This is a genomic window from Ramlibacter sp., from assembly GCF_035655895.1.
Classification (GTDB): Bacteria; Pseudomonadota; Gammaproteobacteria; order Burkholderiales; family Burkholderiaceae_C; genus Ramlibacter.
Window position 1 is genome coordinate 292,398 of the sequence record NZ_DASRTN010000011.1, and the last position, 14,467, is coordinate 306,864.

The 14,467-nt window shown below is 70.4% G+C and carries 17 protein-coding genes; 8 read left to right on the forward strand and 9 right to left on the reverse strand.

Annotation, left to right across the window (positions count from 1 at the left end; translation table 11 throughout):
* Positions 1-74: 74 nt before the first annotated feature.
* On the forward strand, positions 75-1,916 hold the full coding sequence (locus tag VFE82_RS13750) for an ABC transporter ATP-binding protein (RefSeq protein WP_325000883.1): 1,842 nt from the start codon (positions 75-77) through the stop codon (positions 1,914-1,916).
* Entirely contained in the window at positions 1,903-2,475 is a 573-nt protein-coding gene (locus VFE82_RS13755) for a DNA-3-methyladenine glycosylase (RefSeq protein WP_325000884.1), read from the forward strand. The genes VFE82_RS13750 and VFE82_RS13755 overlap by 14 nt, the downstream gene beginning before the upstream one ends.
* 16 nt (positions 2,476-2,491) lie before the next feature.
* On the opposite strand, the gene VFE82_RS13760 is transcribed toward VFE82_RS13755, so the two are convergent.
* From VFE82_RS13760 to VFE82_RS13780, 5 genes are all read right to left on the reverse strand, one after another.
* A complete protein-coding gene (locus VFE82_RS13760; protein ID WP_325000885.1) occupies positions 2,492-3,814 on the reverse strand; it encodes an ATP-binding protein in 1,323 nt (440 codons plus the stop codon).
* The gene (locus VFE82_RS13765; protein ID WP_325000886.1) at positions 3,811-4,485 is read right to left on the reverse strand and encodes a response regulator; all 675 of its coding nucleotides are present in this window, start codon (positions 4,483-4,485) and stop codon (positions 3,811-3,813) included. Before VFE82_RS13765 ends, VFE82_RS13760 begins: the two co-directional genes overlap by 4 nt.
* A gap of 72 nt (positions 4,486-4,557) precedes the next feature.
* On the reverse strand, positions 4,558-5,115 hold the full coding sequence (locus tag VFE82_RS13770) for a hypothetical protein (RefSeq protein ID WP_325000887.1): 558 nt from the start codon (positions 5,113-5,115) through the stop codon (positions 4,558-4,560).
* A gap of 136 nt (positions 5,116-5,251) precedes the next feature.
* Positions 5,252-5,887, reverse strand: coding sequence for a 3-oxoacid CoA-transferase subunit B (locus VFE82_RS13775; protein WP_325000888.1), 636 nt, complete (start codon positions 5,885-5,887; stop codon positions 5,252-5,254).
* A 10-nt stretch (positions 5,888-5,897) separates the two neighbouring features.
* Positions 5,898-6,596 (reverse strand): CoA transferase subunit A, encoded by a 699-nt coding sequence (locus VFE82_RS13780; protein ID WP_325000889.1) that lies wholly within the window; start codon positions 6,594-6,596, stop codon positions 5,898-5,900.
* A gap of 102 nt (positions 6,597-6,698) precedes the next feature.
* On the opposite strand from VFE82_RS13780, the gene VFE82_RS13785 reads away from it, so the two are divergent.
* Positions 6,699-7,244 carry a PAS and helix-turn-helix domain-containing protein gene (locus tag VFE82_RS13785; protein ID WP_325000890.1) on the forward strand — a complete coding sequence of 182 codons (546 nt, stop codon included), beginning with the start codon at positions 6,699-6,701 and terminating at the stop codon, positions 7,242-7,244.
* Between the two features lie 38 nt (positions 7,245-7,282).
* Here VFE82_RS13785 and VFE82_RS13790 read toward each other — a convergent pair whose 3' ends face one another.
* A complete protein-coding gene (locus VFE82_RS13790; RefSeq protein WP_325000891.1) occupies positions 7,283-7,927 on the reverse strand; it encodes a DedA family protein in 645 nt (214 codons plus the stop codon).
* 36 nt (positions 7,928-7,963) lie between these two features.
* Between VFE82_RS13790 and mutL the strand changes: the two genes are divergently transcribed.
* Genes mutL through VFE82_RS13810 form a run of 4 tightly spaced genes read left to right on the forward strand, consistent with a single transcriptional unit; the run spans position 7,964 to position 12,419 of the window.
* Positions 7,964-9,847, forward strand: a complete 1,884-nt coding sequence (mutL, locus tag VFE82_RS13795; protein ID WP_414708758.1) for a DNA mismatch repair endonuclease MutL — start codon at positions 7,964-7,966, stop codon at positions 9,845-9,847.
* Between the two features lie 33 nt (positions 9,848-9,880).
* Positions 9,881-10,723: an alpha/beta hydrolase gene (locus tag VFE82_RS13800; protein ID WP_325000892.1), complete on the forward strand. Its 843-nt coding sequence runs from the start codon at positions 9,881-9,883 to the stop codon at positions 10,721-10,723.
* Positions 10,724-10,779: 56 nt separating this feature from the next.
* Positions 10,780-11,757 (forward strand): tRNA (adenosine(37)-N6)-dimethylallyltransferase MiaA, encoded by a 978-nt coding sequence (miaA, locus tag VFE82_RS13805; protein WP_414708759.1) that lies wholly within the window; start codon positions 10,780-10,782, stop codon positions 11,755-11,757.
* A complete protein-coding gene (locus VFE82_RS13810; protein ID WP_325000893.1) occupies positions 11,754-12,419 on the forward strand; it encodes an ABC transporter ATP-binding protein in 666 nt (221 codons plus the stop codon). The genes miaA and VFE82_RS13810 overlap by 4 nt, the downstream gene beginning before the upstream one ends.
* Positions 12,420-12,440: 21 nt before the next feature.
* On the opposite strand, the gene VFE82_RS13815 is transcribed toward VFE82_RS13810, so the two are convergent.
* Both VFE82_RS13815 and VFE82_RS13820 read right to left on the reverse strand, forming a co-directional pair.
* Positions 12,441-12,653, reverse strand: coding sequence for a CopG family transcriptional regulator (locus VFE82_RS13815; RefSeq protein WP_325000894.1), 213 nt, complete (start codon positions 12,651-12,653; stop codon positions 12,441-12,443).
* Between the two features lie 111 nt (positions 12,654-12,764).
* The gene (locus tag VFE82_RS13820) at positions 12,765-12,962 is read right to left on the reverse strand and encodes a ribbon-helix-helix protein, CopG family (protein ID WP_325000895.1); all 198 of its coding nucleotides are present in this window, start codon (positions 12,960-12,962) and stop codon (positions 12,765-12,767) included.
* Between the two features lie 261 nt (positions 12,963-13,223).
* Between VFE82_RS13820 and VFE82_RS13825 the strand changes: the two genes are divergently transcribed.
* The gene (locus VFE82_RS13825; protein ID WP_325000896.1) at positions 13,224-13,712 is read left to right on the forward strand and encodes a hemerythrin domain-containing protein; all 489 of its coding nucleotides are present in this window, start codon (positions 13,224-13,226) and stop codon (positions 13,710-13,712) included.
* A gap of 16 nt (positions 13,713-13,728) precedes the next feature.
* Here VFE82_RS13825 and VFE82_RS13830 read toward each other — a convergent pair whose 3' ends face one another.
* Positions 13,729-14,463 carry a GNAT family N-acetyltransferase gene (locus tag VFE82_RS13830; protein ID WP_325000897.1) on the reverse strand — a complete coding sequence of 245 codons (735 nt, stop codon included), beginning with the start codon at positions 14,461-14,463 and terminating at the stop codon, positions 13,729-13,731.
* Positions 14,464-14,467 lie beyond the last annotated feature (4 nt).

Here is a 14,467-nt window from a genome sequence, read left to right on the forward strand (position 1 = left end):
AAAGTCCGCTGCCTTCGTGCCTATTCGTCAGCGTTTCCCGTCCACGCCACGGCCCTGTGGCATCCTCCTGCCCCTTGTTCCGCCGCTTCGAAACCCTCCTCCATCCCTACCCTGAAGCCGAACCGGCCCTGCCGCCGCAAGGCTTCTTCCCGTTCGTCTGGGACTGCACCCACGGATTGCGTGCCTACATCGCCTGGCTGGCGGTGTTGTCGGCCTGCGTCTCGGGCTACGAGGCGGTGCTGTTCTGGATGCTGGGCCGGATCGTCGACTGGCTCGGCCGCACCCGGCCCGAGGCACTCTGGACGGAGCACGGCCAGGTGCTGGCCGGCCTTGGCGCGGTGCTGCTGGGCAGCATCGCCCTGATCGCGATGCAGACGATCGTCAAGCACCAGACCCTGGCGATCAATTTCCCGCTGCGCCTGCGCTGGAACTTCCACCGGCTGATGCTGGGCCAGAGCCTGGCGTTCTATGCTGACGAGTTCGCCGGGCGGATCACCACCAAGGTCATGCAGACGGCCCTGGCGGTGCGCGAGATGGTGTTCACCACCACCGAAGTGATCATCGGGATCGGGGTGTACTTCATCACCATCGTGCTGCTGGCCGGCGGCTTCGACAGCCGGCTGATGCTGCCGTTCCTGGCCTGGCTGGCCTGCTATGCCCTCTCGGTCTGGTACTTCGTGCCGAGGCTGGGGCGCATCGGCAAGAAGCAGGCGGACGCACGGGCCATGATGACCGGCCGCATCACCGACGCGTACACCAACATCCCGACCGTCAAGCTGTTCTCGCACACCCAGCGCGAAGCCGGCTTCGCCCGTGCCGCGATGCAGGAGTTCAAGACCACCGGCTACGCCCAGATGCGGCTGGTCAGCACCTTCGAGATCGTCAACCACGCACTGGTGGTCGGCCTGATCCTGGGGGTGACCGGCTACTCGCTGTGGCTCTGGTCGCAGGGCCAGGTGGGCGCCGGGGCGGTGGCGGCCGTGACCGCGATGGCGCTGCGCATCAGCGGCATGTCGCACTGGATCATGTGGGAGATGGCCTCGCTGTTCGAGAACATCGGGACGGTGCAGGACGGGATGGCCACCCTGACACGCCCACGGGCCGTGGTCGACCGTCCGGGCGCCGCTGCGCTGCAGGTCTCGCGCGGCGAAGTGGTGTTCGACGATGTCGTGTTCGGCTACGGCAAGCCCACCCCGGTGATCTCGGATTTTCGCCTGACCGTGCGGCCGGGCGAGAAGATCGGACTGATCGGCCGCTCGGGCGCCGGCAAGTCCACGCTGGTGAACCTGCTGCTGCGCTTCTACGACCTGGACGGCGGACGCATCCTGATCGATGGCCAGGACATCGCCGGGGTCACGCAGGACAGCCTGCGCCGGCACATCGGCATGGTGACGCAGGACACCTCGCTGCTGCACCGCTCGGTGCGCGACAACATCCTCTACGGCAATCCGGGTGCATCGGAAGAGGCGATGGTGGCGGCGGCCCGCCGGGCGCAGGCCGAGGACTTCATCCGCGGCCTGACCGATCCCCAGGGCCGCGCCGGCTACGACGCGCACGTCGGCGAGCGCGGGGTCAAGCTGTCGGGCGGGCAACGCCAGCGCATCGCCATCGCGCGGGTGATGCTCAAGGACGCGCCCCTCCTGCTGCTGGACGAGGCCACCAGCGCGCTCGACTCGGAAGTGGAAGCGGCCATCCAGGCCAGCCTGGACGAGCTGATGCAGGGCAAGACCGTGATCGCGATCGCCCACCGGCTGTCGACCATCGCCGCCATGGACCGGCTGGTGGTGATGGACCAGGGACGCATCGTCGAGGAAGGCTCGCACCGCTCGCTGCTGGCGCAAGGCGGGCTGTATGCCAAGCTGTGGGCGCACCAGAGCGGCGGCTTCCTGGGCGAGAACACGGATGGCGACGACTAGGCAGCTGGGACCCGATGACTTCCAGGGCGATGCCCACCAGGTGGCGCAGGCCCTGATCGGCGCCACGCTGCTGGTCGACGGCGTCGGTGGCCGGATCGTGGAGACCGAAGCGTACGACCACGCCGATCCGGCATCGCACACCTATGGTGGCCCCACGCCGCGCAACCAGTCGATGTTCGGTCCGCCGGGCCGCGCCTACGTGTACCGCTCCTACGGCATCCACTGGTGCCTGAACTTCGTCTGCCGCGAGGCCGGCCACGGCGCCGGCGTGCTGATCCGCGCGCTCGAACCGACGCACGGACTGGACACCATGCGCGAGCGGCGTGGCCTGCAGGACCTGAAGCTGCTGTGTTCCGGGCCCGGCAAGCTCGGGCAGGCGCTGGCCATCACGCATGCCCTGAACGGCGAGCGGCTGGACCGCCCGCCGTTCCAGGTGCTGGCGCCGGTGTCACCCGCACCGCTGGTGGTGGGCCCGCGCATCGGCATCAGCAAGGCCGTCGACGTGCCCTGGCGGTTCGGACTGGCAGGCTCGCCCTTCATCAGCCAGCGGTTCCGTTGAAGGCACCGACCGGCGCTCAGGCCGGTCGCAGGAGCGCACGCACCCCCCGGCCGTCGGCGCACGTGTCGTAGTCCAGCCGCAGCCGGTGCAGCGACGCGATCCGCTGCACGATGGACACGCCCAGTCCGCTGCCCGTCTCGCGCTGGCCGGGGGGGCGCTTGAAGCGCTCGCCCATGACGGCGGCCACGTCCATGCGCAGCGGCTCCCCGTCGTTCTCGACTTCGATCGCGTCACGGCCCATGCGCAGGACCACGGTGCCACCCTCCGGCCCGTACCGCACCGCGTTGTCGACCAGATTGCGCAGCAGCACGGCCAGCAGCTGCGGCTCGCCATGCACCGGCAGGGCCGCGGTGCCATCGGCGGGCCAGTCGCAGGCCAGTTCCACCTGCCGCCGCTCGGCCAGGGCCAGGCAGTCGTTGACCACCTCCTCGACGATCGGCGGCCAGTCCACCAGCGGTGCTTCGGCCGGCGGCTGGGCGGCCTCGGCCCGCGACAAGGCCAGCAGCTGGGTGACCAGCCTGTCCAGGCGCTGCAGGCCGGCCTCGAACTGGGCTTCCGCCCTGGCACGGTCGGTGTCGCCGGCGCGGCGCACCACGTCCCATTGCGCGCGCAAGACCGCCAGCGGAGTGCGCAGTTCGTGCGCCGCGTCGGCGGTGAAGCGGCGCTCCCGGGCGAGCTGGTCGCGGATGCGCGCGAACAGCCCGTTCATCGCACCGACCAGGGGCGAGAGTTCGGTGGGCAGGCCGCCCTCGGGCAGCGGGTCCAGGTCCTCGGCACGGCGGCGGCGCAGGTCCCCGGAGAGCTGGACCATGGGTGCCAGGGCACGGCGCACGGCCCAGGCCATCGCACCGAGGAGGACGGGAAGGACCAGCAGCCAGGGAAGCAGCTGGCTGGCAGTGAGGCTGAGCACGAGCTCGTCGCGCTCGTGGAGCTTCTGCCCCGCGGCCACCAGCCGGGAACCATCGTCCGTGCGCAGGTAGTAGATGCGCCAGGGCTGGCCGTCGATGGTGTCGGGTGCGAAGCCGGAGGCCTGCGGCAGCCAGTGCAGCTGCGCTCCTTCGCGGTCGGTGACCAGCAGGCGACCCTTGCCGTCCCACACGGCGATGGCCAGGTCGTGCAGATCGCCCTCGCCGAGGTCCGCGCGACCGCCGGCCGAGGTCGAGGACGTGGCCGAAGGCACCATCGTCGCCTGGACCTGCCGCGCCAGGCGGATCAGCTCGGAGTCGAACAGCTCGTTGACCTCGTGCCGGGCACGGTTCACCGAGACCAGCAGCGCGAGGCCCCACACCAGGGGAGCGCACACCGCCAGGAACAGGAGCAGTCGGCGTTGCAGGCTCATTCGCCGGCCTCGCAGCCGCCCAGCGCATAACCCACGCCGCGCACGGTGCGCACGACGCTCGGATGGAGCTTGCGGCGCAGGTGGTGCACATGCACCTCGAGCGCATTGCTCTCGGGCTCGGAGCCGCTCCAGTCGTAGAGCTTCTGCTGCAGCGACGCCTTGGACAGCACGCGTTGGGGATCGGCCATCAGGGCCGCGAGCAGCGCCGTCTCGCGCGCCGTCAGCTCGACGGGCTCGCCGCTCCAGCGGACGTGGTGCGAGGCCGGGTCGTAGTCCAGCCGTCCCTGCCGCCAGACCGGCTGCGCCCGGCCGCCGGAGCGCCGTTGCAGGGCCCGCAGCCGGGCCGACAGTTCGTCGATGGTGATCGGCTTGACCAGGTAGTCGTCGGCACCGGCATCCAGGCCGGCCACCCGCTGCTCCACCGCGTCACGGGCCGTGAGCACCAGGATGGGCATCGCCATGCCGCGCTCGCGCCAGCGCTGCAGCCAGTGCATGCCATCGCGACCGGGCAGGCCCAGGTCGAGCACGACCGCGTCGTAGGGGGTGTCGGCCAGCGCGGCATCGGCGTGGTCACCGGTGCGGAACCAGTCGACCGCATGGGCCAGCTGCCGCAGGCCGGTGGCGATGGCGTCGCCCAGCTGATGGTCGTCTTCGACGATGAGAATGCGCATGGAGGAGATCCGGCAGCGCGCAAGTATGCATGCGCTGCGCGGAGCTCCCGGCGCGGGAGCGGCGCGACGGACTCAGCGGCTGGCGGGAGCCTTGCGCTGGGACTGGCCGGAGGTCCAGGGCGGCGTGTTGGCCGGCGTGGTCGTGGGCGCGACCTGGGCCGCCGCCGGGCGCTGCTGCGGCGCGGGGCCGGCGCCCATCGCTGCGGTGGAGGGCGCGGCGATGGCGGTCGCGTTCGGGATCGAATCGGCCAGCACGACCCCGGGGCGCATCGTGGCCGGCCGGTTGGGCACCATCACCACGCCGTTGCCCAGCGGCGTGTGCGGCAGGCCCATCGAGGTGGCGGTGCTGGCGTCGGTGAGCAGCGGCGAACGGCCGGCATCGACGGCGGTCTGCAACTGGCTGCGCGGCTGGTTGTCGGCCGGACAGTCGGAGCTGCCGTTGTCGAACACGAGGTGGCCGCCCGGGAAGCGCGCCGGCAGCGTCTCCGACAGCGGGCGGCTCATGTCCACCGGCGGCTTCTGCGCGTTGTAGACGATCTTGTTGTTGCGGTCGTAGACCGTGTAGCAGGCCGCGGCCTGCCCGGCGGCCACCAGGGCCAGGGCGCCCAGCGCTGCTTGTCGAAAGTTCATGGCATCACCTCCCGAGACCGGTATGTCGGCTCCAGGGCGCAATCCTTGATCTCGGCAGTTGCGTCTGGCGCCGGAGAAAGCGGAATTCCGCTGTCAGCCGAAACCGGCAGCGGGTGGCCTGGGTGGGGGCGGGCGGCTAATGCAGCCGAACCCCGGTCTTGGCCTGGAGCTGTTCCATCGTCACGCCCGGGGCGAGCTCCACCACCTTCAGGCCCTGCGGGGTGACGTCCATCACGGCCAGGTCGGTGATGATGCGGTCCACCACACCCACGCCCGTCAGCGGAAGGGTGCACTGCGGCAGGATCTTCAGGTCTTCCGTGCCGTCCTTCTTGCGGGCCACGTGCTCCATGAGCACGATCACGCGCGGAACGCCGGCGACCAGGTCCATGGCGCCGCCCATGCCCTTGACCATCTTGCCGGGGATCATCCAGTTGGCCAGATCGCCCTTTTCGCTGACCTGCATGGCACCGAGGATCGACAGGTTGATCTTGCCGCCGCGGATCATGGCGAAGCTGTCGTGGCTGCCGAAGATCGACGAGCCCTTGATGGTGGTGACGGTCTGCTTGCCGGCATTGATGAGGTCGGCGTCGACCTCGGCCTCGGTCGGGAACGGGCCGATGCCCAGCATGCCGTTCTCCGACTGCAGCCAGACTTCCTTGTCGCCGGTGAAGTTGGCCACCAGCGTCGGGATGCCGATGCCGAGGTTCACGTAGAAGCCGTCCTCGAGTTCCTGGGCCGCGCGCGCGGCCATCTGGTCCTGGGTCCAGGGCATGGTGCTCTCCTTAAGCGGTCCGGGTGGTGCGCTTCTCGATGCGCTTTTCGGGATTCGGGTTGTGCACGATGCGGTGCACGTAGATGCCGGGCAGGTGGATGTCGTCGGGCGCCAGCTCGCCGACCTCGACCAGCTTCTCGACCTCGACGATGCACAGCTTGCCGGCCATCGCGGCGGCCGGGTTGAAGTTGCGGGCGGTCAGGCGGAAACGCAGGTTGCCCGACTTGTCGGCCACGTCGGCCTTGACGAGGGCGACGTCGGGCACCAGGGCACGTTCCATCACGTAGGTTTCGCCGTCGAACTCGCGCAGCTCCTTGCCCTCGGCGACGATGGTGCCCACGCCGGTCTTGGTGAAGAAGGCCGGGATGCCGGCGCCGCCGGCGCGCAGCTTCTCGGCCAGCGTGCCCTGCGGCGTGAACTCCAGCTCCAGTTCGCCGGCCAGGTACTGCCGCTCGAACTCCTTGTTCTCGCCGACGTAGCTGGAGATCATCTTGCGGATTTGCCGCGTCTCCAGCAGCTTGCCCAGCCCGAAGCCGTCGACGCCCGCGTTGTTGGAGATGACGGTGAGGTCCTTCGCGCCGCTGTCGCGCAGCGCCTCGATCAGCGCCTCGGGGATGCCGCACAGGCCGAAGCCGCCGACGGCCAGCAGCTGGCCGCTGCGCACCGCGCCTTCGAGCGCGGCGGCGGCGGAGGGATAGAGCTTGTTCACGTGGATGTCTCCTGACGGAAAGGACGCCGCGGCCGGAAGGCCGGGCAACGCGGGTACGATACTACCTAGTGTTCTACGTAGTTCTCCCTAAAGACTAGCCCGATGGACGTCGACTACCGCCTGGCGTTCGACCTCGCCCCGGTCGGGCTGTGCCTGTCGCGCAACCGCGCCATCGTCGACTGCAACCGGCAGCTGTGCGAGATGTTCGGCTTCTCGCGCGAGGTCCTGATCGGCCAGTCGTTCATGACCCTCTACCCCAGCCCGGACGAGTACGAGCGGCTGGGCGCGCGCATGGCGCCGATCCTGAACGCCAAGGGGCACTACGCCGATGATCGCATCATGAAGCGCGCCAACGGCGAGGTGTTCTGGTGCCACGTGACCGGCCGCGCGCTCAACCGCGAGGCGCCGCACGAGTCGGGCATCTGGTCCTTCGAGGACCTGAGTTCCCAACGCCCGGTGAAGGCCGAACTCACCGCGCGCGAGCGCGAGGTGGCGGCCCGCCTGCTGGAGGGCATGACGTCCAAGGAGATCGGCAAGGCGCTGGAGATCAGCCACCGGACGGTGGAGATCTACCGGGCCCGGCTGATGCGCAAGTACAAGGCCAGCACGACGGCCGACCTGGTGCACAAGCTCACCGCGGGCCACTGAGTCTGCGGCGCCGCAGAGCTGCGCAGCGGGCAGGCGCCTCAGGTCGCGGGCCGCAGCCGGGCCTTCAGCGCGCCGAAGATCACGACCAGGCCCGGGACCAGGATCATGGCCCAGATGATCTTGTCGAGGTTGGTCTTCACCCAGGGGATGCTGCCGAGGAAGTAGCCCGCCGTGACGATGCCCAGCACCCAGATGACCGCGCCCACCACGTTGAAGAGGGTGAACTTGGTGCGGGTCATCTCGGCCACGCCGGCCACGAACGGGGCGAAGGTGCGCAGGAACGGCATGAACCGCGCGAGGATGACGGTGATGCCGCCGTATTTCTCGTAGAACGCGTGGGCCTGGTTGAAGGCATTGCGGTTGAACAGCCGGGAGTTCTCCCACTGGAACACCTTGGGGCCGAAGTAGCGCCCGATCGCGTAGTTGGACTGGTCGCCCAGGATGGCCGCCACCAGCATCACGGCGCAGGTGGCGCTGAAGTCCATCAGTCCCAGTCCGCACAGGGCACCCGCCACGAACAGCAGCGAGTCGCCGGGCAGGAACGGCATCACGACCACCCCGGTCTCGACGAAGATGATCAGGAACAGCAGCGCGTAGACCCACGTGCCGTAGGTGGTCACGAAGTTCTGCAGGTGCACGTCGACGTGCAGGATGAAGTCGATCAGGAAGGCGACGAATTCCATCGGGCCGATTATCGGGCGGCGCCTAGAATCCCAGCCGTGAATGCCGTGCTCCATTCGGACCATCGCCGGCCGATCCGTGAACTCCCCGACGAACTGATCAGCCAGATCGCGGCCGGCGAGGTCGTCGAGCGTCCCGCTTCCGTCGTGCGCGAGCTGGTCGACAACGCGCTGGACGCCGGGGCGTCCCAGGTGACGGTGCGGCTGCTCGCGGGCGGCGTGCGCCTGGTCTGCGTGGAAGACGACGGCCAGGGCATCCCGCGGGAGGAGTTGCCGATCGCGTTGCGCCGCCACGCCACCAGCAAGATCGGCAGCCTGGCCGACCTCGAGGCGGTCGGCACCATGGGCTTCCGCGGCGAGGCGCTGGCCGCCATCGCGTCGGTGTCCGAGATGAGCCTGCTCTCGCGCTGCACCGGGCAGCCCAGCGCCTTCCTGCTCGATGCCCGCAGCGGCGAGCTGCGGCCCGCGCCGCGCGCCACCGGCACCACGGTCGAGGTCAAGGAGCTGTTCTTCAGCACGCCGGCCCGCCGCAAGTTCCTCAAGACCGATGCCACCGAGCTCGCCCATTGCATCGAGGCGGTTCGCCGCCACGCGCTGGTGCGGCACGAGGTCGGCTTCGCGATCTGGCACGAAGGCAAGCTGGTCGAGCAGTGGCGGCCGGCCACCCGCGAGCGGCGGCTGGCCGACGTGCTCGGCGAGGACTTCCTGGCCGAGAGCGTGGCGGTGGACCACACCCTCGGGCCGATCCGAATCACCGGCCGCGCCGGCATCCCCGATGCAGCGCGTTCGCGCGGGGACCACCAGTTCGCCTACGTCAACGGCCGCTTCGTGCGGGACAAGGTCCTGGCCCATGCCGCCCGCAGCGCCTACGAGGACGTGCTGCACGGCCAGCGGCAGCCCGTCTATGCGCTGTACCTCGAGATCGACCCCGCGCGCGTCGACGTGAACGTGCACCCGACCAAGATCGAGGTGCGCTTTCGCGACGGGCGCGAGGTGCACCAGGCCGTCCGGCGGGCCGTCGAGGCCGCGCTGGCCGCGCCCCGTGCGGGGCAGTTGGCACCGTCGCCACAGCCGGCCCTGACGCCGGCAGCCGCGACCGGCACGCCCGTCTGGTCGCAACCGCGAATGGACTTCGGCACGCCGGCCGGCCATCGGGTGAGCGACCTCGGCGCGCTGTGGCAGCAGTCGCCTGCGGCCGCCAGCACGCATCCGGCCGGAGCGATCGCAGACGCGTCGGCCGGCCCTGCCCCGTCCTCCGCGACGTTCTTCACGGCGAGCGGGCCCGCGCGGGGCGCGGCGGCGCGCGGCGCCAAGACCCTGCCCGAGGGCGACTGGCCACTCGGCCGCGCACTGGCGCAACTGCAGGGCGTCTACATCCTGGCCGAGAACCGCCAGGGCCTGGTGGTGGTCGACATGCACGCCGCCCACGAGCGCATCGTCTACGAGCGCCTCAAGACGCAGCTGGGCACGGGGGCCGGGCAGGCGCTGGCGAGCCAGCCGCTGCTGATTCCGGCAACCTTCGCCGCCACCGCGCAGGAGATCGCCACCGCGGAGGCCTGCGCGGACACCCTGCGCACGCTGGGCCTGGAGATCGCGCCGTTCTCGGCCCGCACGCTGGCCGTGCGCGCGGTGCCGACGACGCTGGCACAGGGCGACGCGGCCGAACTGGCACGCAGCGTGCTCGCCGAACTCGCACAGCACGACGCCAGTACCGTGGTGCAACGCGCCCGTGACGAACTGCTCGCCACCATGGCCTGCCACGGCGCGGTGCGGGCCAACCGCACGCTCACGATCGACGAGATGAACGCGCTGCTGCGCCAGATGGAGGTCACCGAGCGCTCCGACCAGTGCAACCATGGCCGTCCCACCTGGCGCCAGCTCACATTGCGCGAACTGGATGCGCTCTTTCTGCGGGGCCGCTGAACTTTCCCGCCACCGCGCGACTCTGCTGTCCGTATGAAACGAGTCCTCGCCGCCACCCTCGTCCTGCTCACCGCACTGCTCAGCTGGGGATGCGCCACCCTCGACGAAAAGCAGCGCGCCTGGATCTTCCAGCCGAGTGACCGGGCCTGGGGCGGCAGCGCCAGCTACGCCGAGGGCATGGACGATGTCTGGATCGCGTTCGACTCGCGCGTGACCGGCTCGCCGGCGAAGCTGCACGGGCTCTGGCTCGAGGCCGACGATGTGCGGGCCGACACCCCGGTGCTGCTGTACCTGCACGGCGCGCGCTGGAACGTCTCGGGGTCGGCCGGCCGCATGCGCCGCATGCAGGAGCTGGGCTTCTCGGTGCTGGCCATCGACTACCGCGGCTTCGGCAAGAGCAGCGGCGGCCTGCCGTCCGAGGAGATGGCGTACGAGGATGCCCGCGCCGCCTGGGAGTGGCTGCGCCAGCACCATCCGGAGCGGCCGCGCTACGTGTTCGGGCACTCGCTGGGGGGTGCCATCGCCATCGACCTGGCCTCCCGCGTTGCCGACGAGAAGGGGACGATCGTCGAAGGCACCTTCACCTCCATCCCCGACGTGGCCAGCAGCTTCAAGTGGGGCTGGCTGCCGATCGGCCCCCTGATCACGCAGCGGTTCTCGTCGATCGACAAGGTCTCCAGGATCGGCTCGCCGCTGCTGGTCGTGCACGGGGCCGCCGACAGCCTGATCGACAGCACCCTGGGCCAGCGCCTGTTCGATGCCGCAACCGGCAAGAAGCGCTTCGTGCTGGTCGAAGGCGGCTCGCACCACAGCACCATGATGGTGGGCCGCGCCAAGTACCAGGAAGCGGTGCAGCAGCTGTTCAGCCTGCGCTGAGCGGCCCGCCGCACTGCGGTGCAGGGTGGGGCGGCGTTCTGCTAGGCTCGCCGCCGGTGTCGCTGCCCTCCCCCTCCCCCTTCCCGCCGCCCTCGCCCTCCGCGGCTTTCCGGCCGCCGCGCCTGCTGGCCCTGGCCGGGCCCACGGCCGCCGGCAAGACCGACGCCTCGCTTGCGCTGGCGCGCGAGTTCGATGCCGAGATCGTCAGCGTCGACTCGGCCCTGGTCTACCGCGGCATGGACATCGGGACGGCCAAGCCCACCGCGCAACAGCTGGCCGCCGTGCCGCACCACCTGGTCGACATCCGCGATCCCGCGCAGCCGTACAGCGCGGCCGAGTTCGTGGCCGACGCGACGATCCGGGTGGCGCAGATCCAGGCGCGCGGACGGCTGGCGCTGCTGGTGGGCGGCACCATGCTGTACTTCAAGGCGCTGTTCGACGGCCTGGACGAGATGCCGGCGGCCGATCCCGACGTGCGCGCCCGGCTCGAGCGCGAAGCAGCGGACCGCGGCTGGCCGGCGCTGCACGCCGAACTGGCGGCGGTCGACCCGCGCACGGCGGCGCGGCTGGCACCCCACGACAGCCAGCGCATCCAGCGCGCGCTGGAGGTGTACCGCAGCGCCGGCCGGCCGCTGAGCGAGTTCCAGCAGGGCCGACCCGGACGCGGCCTGCGCCCGGCCGCCCTGCTGTCGCTCGAGCCCGGGAACCGGGGGTGGCTGCACGAACGCATCGCGCGCCGGTTCGACGCCATGCTGCAGGCGGGTTTCCTGGACGAAGTGCGCGCGCTGCGCGCCCGCGGCGACCTGCACCCGGGCCTGCCCAGCATGCGCTGCGTCGGCTATCGCCAGGCGTGGGAAGCGCTGGACGCCGGGTGGACGCCGGCCATGCTGCGCGAACGTGGCATCGCGGCGACCCGCCAGCTGGCCAAGCGGCAACTCACCTGGCTGCGTTCGATGGAGCGCCGGACGGTCGCGTGCGATGGGCCGGATCCGGTGGGCGACCTGCTGCAGGCGGCCCGGGAGGTGCTGCGATGACCGCGCCGTCGCCGCTGGTGCGCGTGGAGAGCCTGGGCAAGCGCTACGGCACGACGCACGTGTTCCGCAACGTGTCGTTCGACGTGGCCCGCGGCGAGTTCGTCGCGATCGTCGGCGAATCGGGGGTCGGCAAGTCCACGATGCTGAACTGCCTGGCAGCCCTGGACGACTGGGACGAGGGGCGGATCGCGCTGGACGGCCACGACCTGGGCTCGCTGGACGAGAGCGGCCGGGCGCAGTGGCGACGGCGCCAGGTAGGGTTCGTGTTCCAGGCGTTCCACGTGCTGCCGCACCTGGACGTGGCGCAGAACGTGGCGCTGCCGCTGATGCTGCTTCAACGCCCCGACCCGGCCCGCGTGCAGGGCATGCTGGCGGCGGTCGGACTCGGCGGGCTGGGCGACCGGCTGCCCCAGCAGCTCAGTGGCGGCCAGTTGCAGCGTGTGGCGATCGCCCGCGCCCTGGTGCACCAGCCCCCGCTGCTGCTGGCGGATGAACCGACCGGCAACCTCGATCCGCGGACGGCGGAACAGGTGATGGACCTGCTGATCGCGCAGACCCGCACGCATCAGGCGGCCCTGATGCTGGTGACGCATTCGAGCGCCGCCGCGGCGCGCGCCGACCGCGTGCTGCACCTGAGTGCCGAGGGGATCGCGGGGACTTGAGGGGTGTGTGGCCGGGGCCGGTCAGCCGCGCTTGCGGACGACGGCTCTGGGCGCGGCGACCTTGCGGGCGCCGGGTGCCTGCACCTGCACGGGTGCATGCTGCGCGATGAAGTCCCGGATCAGCCGGCGCATCACCTGGGAAGGTGTCATGTCCTGCGAGTAGCAGAGAGACTCGAAAGCCTCCTTCTTCGCGGGATCGATGAGGACAGTGAGCCTGGCGGTCTTGGTCTCCATGGGAAAACCGGCTGCGATGTGAATCGGATTGTAATCACGAATCCCCTCACGCCGCACCCGCTGAGGACGCATCGATTTGCATTTCCTGCTACCGGGTTGGCGCGCGCGGGCTCACTTGCGTGCCTTCCGCGGCTTCTTCGCGCGGACCCTGCCGGTGGCGGCCTGCTCGCCGTGCAGATCGAGGTAGTCGCGGATCAACTGCCGCACCACCTGCGAGGACGTCATGTCCAGCGATGCGCAAAGTTCATCGAACGCCTTCTTCTTGTCGGCGTCGATCAGGATCGTGAAGCGCGCCGGCTTGTCTTCCATGGACGTCCCATACAGGTGAATGACATGATCATACGATGCATCTGCAAGGCGACTCTCGCCGCAGTGGCAGCAGGCCCGCGCGCGGTGCACCGGGCCGTCGGCCGGCGCGCTGGTGCTGATCCGCTCGCCGGTGCTCCCCTGGCCGCCGGCCCGGGCCGCAAGCCGCGCATCGCGGCGGCAAGGCGGACGTGAAGCGCGGTTTTCCTACAAACCGCCGTGCCTGCCGATTCCAAGATGGGGTACCCAGACAAGGAGTCCACCATGCCCAGCACCCGTGCCGGAAAAGACGCTTGCGACCTGCTCGACGCAGACCACCGCGCCGTCAAGAAGATGTTCAAGGAGTTCGAGGAACTCACGCAGTCGCGCGCGCGCAGCGCCGGCCAGAAGAAGATGGACCTGGCACGCCAGATCTGCCTGGAACTGACCGTGCACGCGCAGATCGAGGAAGAGATCTTCTACCCCGCGCTGCGCGCCGCCATCAAGGAAACCGACCTGCTCGACGAGGCCGAGGTCGAGCACCAGAGCGCCAAGGACCTGATCGCCCAGATCCAGGCCGCGCCGGAGCCGGACGACAAGTTCGAGGCCATGGTCAAGGTGCTGGGCGAGTACATCGACCACCACGTGAAGGAAGAGCGCAGCGACATCTTCACGAAGGCCCGTGCCTCCCGCAAGCTTGACCTCGTGGGAATGCGCGAGGAACTCGAGACGCGCAAGGAAGAGCTGATGTCCGAGATGGGGGCGACGGCCTGAGCACCGGGACGCCGCGTCAGCGGCGCCAGTACTCGTAAGTCCAGGCAGGTTGCAGGCCAACGCGGCGGTACAGATGCTGTGCCGCCGAGTTGGCCTGTTCCACTTGCAGGAACACCTGGCCGATCCCGCGCTGCGCGGCGAGCCGCCCGAAGGTCGCCAGGATGCTGCCGGCCAACCCGCGGCCGCGCCACGCAGGGGCCGTGCGCATGCCGTGGATCCCGCACCACCCCCGGCCGAGGCATGCCGCCCCCACCGCGACCACCTGCCCTTGCCGCTGCACCGCCGCAAACACGCTGCTGCGCGAGCGCCGCAGGATCGCCAGGCGGCCGGCACCTTCAGCCGGATCGAAGCCTTCGCCGAGGAAGGCGTCGGACCAGCCCTGGCCCGGGCAGGCCTCGAGGTGGACGTCCTCGCCGCATCCGGCCTGCGACACCGCCTCGGCCCGCCCCGTCATGGTGAGTGTCGGCTGTCGCGGCGTGGCGCCCCCGGCGACCAGGCGCTGCCGGACCGCCGCGAAGGCGGGCAGCACCGGCACGCGGAAGGTGGCCGGCAGGCCATGCCGGGCATAGAGCGCCTCGAGCACGTCGACCGCCCCGGCATCCACCGCGTGGTGGCGGGTCGGCACTGCACTGTGCGCGCGGCCCACCGTGCCATCGTCGAGCCCGGCCACCCAGCCGTCCAGCGTGACCAGCTGCCGCGGCGGCACCGCGTCCAGCGTGGCCAATTCCAGGGCGGCGACATCCAGGTCCATGGCC

What these genes read in the sequence shown, in the direction of transcription:
- VFE82_RS13755 (WP_325000884.1), top strand. Translation starts at nt 1,903, where the DNA reads ATGGCGACGACTAGGCAGCTGGGACCCGATGACTTCCAGGGCGATGCC.
- VFE82_RS13760 (WP_325000885.1), bottom strand. Translation starts at nt 3,814, where the DNA reads ATGAGCCTGCAACGCCGACTGCTCCTGTTCCTGGCGGTGTGCGCTCCC.
- VFE82_RS13765 (WP_325000886.1), bottom strand. Translation starts at nt 4,485, where the DNA reads ATGCGCATTCTCATCGTCGAAGACGACCATCAGCTGGGCGACGCCATC.
- VFE82_RS13770 (WP_325000887.1), bottom strand. Translation starts at nt 5,115, where the DNA reads ATGAACTTTCGACAAGCAGCGCTGGGCGCCCTGGCCCTGGTGGCCGCC.
- VFE82_RS13775 (WP_325000888.1), bottom strand. Translation starts at nt 5,887, where the DNA reads ATGCCCTGGACCCAGGACCAGATGGCCGCGCGCGCGGCCCAGGAACTC.
- VFE82_RS13785 (WP_325000890.1), top strand. Translation starts at nt 6,699, where the DNA reads ATGGACGTCGACTACCGCCTGGCGTTCGACCTCGCCCCGGTCGGGCTG.
- VFE82_RS13790 (WP_325000891.1), bottom strand. Translation starts at nt 7,927, where the DNA reads ATGGAATTCGTCGCCTTCCTGATCGACTTCATCCTGCACGTCGACGTG.
- VFE82_RS13800 (WP_325000892.1), top strand. Translation starts at nt 9,881, where the DNA reads ATGAAACGAGTCCTCGCCGCCACCCTCGTCCTGCTCACCGCACTGCTC.
- VFE82_RS13810 (WP_325000893.1), top strand. Translation starts at nt 11,754, where the DNA reads ATGACCGCGCCGTCGCCGCTGGTGCGCGTGGAGAGCCTGGGCAAGCGC.
- VFE82_RS13815 (WP_325000894.1), bottom strand. Translation starts at nt 12,653, where the DNA reads ATGGAGACCAAGACCGCCAGGCTCACTGTCCTCATCGATCCCGCGAAG.
- VFE82_RS13820 (WP_325000895.1), bottom strand. Translation starts at nt 12,962, where the DNA reads ATGGAAGACAAGCCGGCGCGCTTCACGATCCTGATCGACGCCGACAAG.
- VFE82_RS13825 (WP_325000896.1), top strand. Translation starts at nt 13,224, where the DNA reads ATGCCCAGCACCCGTGCCGGAAAAGACGCTTGCGACCTGCTCGACGCA.
- VFE82_RS13830 (WP_325000897.1), bottom strand. Translation starts at nt 14,463, where the DNA reads ATGGACCTGGATGTCGCCGCCCTGGAATTGGCCACGCTGGACGCGGTG.